Source organism: Acinetobacter sp. WC-141, assembly GCF_000313935.1.
In the GTDB taxonomy this organism is placed as follows: domain Bacteria; phylum Pseudomonadota; class Gammaproteobacteria; order Pseudomonadales; family Moraxellaceae; genus Acinetobacter.
Genome location: NZ_AMSS01000010.1, coordinates 1 through 391, shown reverse-complemented (window position 1 = coordinate 391; position 391 = coordinate 1). Strand labels below are relative to the sequence as shown.

Annotated in this window: 1 pseudogene; it reads right to left on the bottom strand. The window is 39.1% G+C overall.

The features are described from left to right. A pseudogene (locus ACINWC141_RS00925) lies at positions 1-391 on the bottom strand (hypothetical protein); the annotation flags it as partial.

Genomic DNA, 391 nt, shown 5'->3' with positions numbered 1-391 from the left:
TGTCTGTAATCTGGGTCGTGAGCTGATCTTTCGTATTATTTAACTTGGTGTTGGTGTCCGTGATCTGGTTGCCCAAATCTTTCTTGGCATCATTCAAGTTCTTGTTGGTATCAGCAATCTGGTTACCCAAGTCTTTTTTCGTATCATTCAACTTGGTGTTGGTATCAGTAATCTTGCTGTCCAAACCAGTTTTAACTTTAGTTAACTGATCAACGTTTACTGCATCTTTACCATTTACACCATCGGCAACATTGGTAATTTTCTTACCACCTGCATTGATGCCGTCTTTAGTAATGCTTGGACCTTCTTTAATAGTCAGTCCATTATTGTTCAAGGTCGTGTTGCCAGTCGTTACGCTGTCAAACTTCGAATCTTTTAACAATTCAATCTG